The sequence below is a fragment of the Azospirillum sp. B506 genome, from assembly GCF_000333595.1.
Taxonomy (GTDB): Bacteria; Pseudomonadota; Alphaproteobacteria; order Azospirillales; family Azospirillaceae; genus Azospirillum.
Genome location: NZ_BADK01000042.1, coordinates 1 through 1,825, shown reverse-complemented (window position 1 = coordinate 1,825; position 1,825 = coordinate 1). Strand labels below are relative to the sequence as shown.

At 70.4% G+C, this 1,825-nt stretch carries 2 protein-coding genes; both read right to left on the bottom strand.

All coding sequences use genetic code 11. The features are described from left to right. The coding region (locus I71_RS01185) for an Nramp family divalent metal transporter (protein WP_049975854.1) at positions 1–910 on the bottom strand (910 nt) is incomplete at its 3' end. 225 nt (positions 911–1,135) lie between these two features. Further along, positions 1,136–1,708 (bottom strand): SUV3 C-terminal domain-containing protein, encoded by a 573-nt coding sequence (locus tag I71_RS01180; protein WP_042689021.1) that lies wholly within the window; start codon positions 1,706–1,708, stop codon positions 1,136–1,138. Positions 1,709–1,825 lie beyond the last annotated feature (117 nt).

The following is a 1,825-nucleotide window of genomic DNA, read 5'->3' as shown; positions in this document are numbered from 1 at the left end:
GCGGCACTCCGCCGATGCTGCCGCCCAGCAGGGCGTGGGCGTCCTCGATACCGGGGGAGGTGCCCGCGGAAACTCCCTGGAACGCCACGGCGGCAACCGCCAGGATGGCGCCGTTGACCAGACCGGCCAGCGCCAGCGCGCTCGACAGGTCGATGGTCAGCCAGCGGGCGGCCTGCCGGCGTTCCTCCTCCGTCTTCACCTCGGCCAGCCTTGCCCGCACCAGACCGGAATGCAGGAACAGGTTGTGCGGCATGACGGTGGCGCCGATGATGCCCAACGACAGGTACAGCATTTGCGGATCGCGGGCCAATTCGACGCTCGGCATCAGCCCGGCCAGCAGGGCGGCGGGGTCGGGGCGGGCGATCACCAACTCCCAGGCGAAGCAGACCACGACCACGCTCATCAGGGCGCCGACCACCAGTTCGGGGGTGCGACCGCGGGCGCCGGGCAGGGCCAGGATGCCGAAGGTCAGGATGGCTGAAATCACCACGCCGGCCATGACCGGGATGCCGAACAGCAGCTTCAGTGCGATGGCGCTGCCCAGCAGCTCGGCCAGATCGGTGGCGATCATCGCCAGTTCCGACACCGCCCATACAAGCATCGCCACCGGCCGTGGGAAGCGCTCGCGGATCAGCCGGGCCAGATCGGTGCCGGTCGCCAGCGTCAGCCGGACAATCAGCCCTTGCAGGAAGATGCCGGCCAGACTGGCGATGAGCACCGCCGACAGCAGCGCGAAGCCGAAGCTGGAGCCTGCTGCGATGTCCGTCGCCCAGTTGCCCGGATCCATGTAGCCCCACCGCACCACGAAGCCGGGGCCGAGCATGGTCCAGAAACGGCGTCCCATCACTGGAATGCGGGCAGCGGCGACGGTTGAGACGGTGGCGGCGACGGTGGGGGATGCGGTCTTCACGCCGGTTGCTCCTGAACGGGACGGCCAGAGGCTTGGCCGCTGATGCAACAATGATAGGGTATTTCGATAGCGTCCAATCGTTATCGCCTAACATCAAGATAGGTGTTGCCTATCGATGTGGGCGCCCTACCAAGGCAGGTCCAGTGCAGAACAGCGCGGCTCTCACTTCGTTCGCCCGGCAGCAGTGCCATGCAATCGAATTTCGCCGGGAACCATCGGCGATTTTCAGCGGCGGCGCGGGCCGAAGCGCTTGCGCGGGGCGCCGCGGAAGCCGGCGGCGGGTGGCGGCTCGCGGCGGCGGGCGCGGGAGGCCAGCGCTTCGGACAGGCGCTGGCCGATGGCGTCGCGGGCGCTGCGTACCCGGTCACGGTCGGGCAGGTTGTCCGGGAACTTGCGCGACGCCCAGAAATAGAGGTCGCAGGCGCGCGATGCCGCTTCCAGCACATCGGCGGCCAGCCCGTCGAAGCGGGCCGGGATCAGCCGGGCGAGCGGCAGCCTCTCCCCGGCCTCCACCGCGTCGAGGATTGCGGCGAAGACCTTGGCGTCCTCCGCATCCTCCAGGTCGGCGGGGGCGAGCAGCAGGTCGAGCTTGGCGGCGAGCGCCAGCCGGCGGGCGTCCAGCATCGGGGCGGCCCGGCGCAGCCCCGACAGGTCGGCCAGCCGGAAGGGGGAGCCGGCGGTGGCGGCGCTGCCGAAGCACTCCACCAGCAGCCGGGTCTCGGCGCTGTCGATGTGGCTGGCGAGGCGGGCCAACATGGCGCGGGATGGGCGGACGGGCAGGGGGGCGTCGGCGCGCAACCGACGGTCGGGCGCTTCCAGCAGGCGCTTTCACATGGCGGGGGTGCCGCGGGCAATGACGCCGAAATGCCCCTCCTCGAACTGGCCGAAGCGCCCGGCGCGGCGGCGATCTGCTTC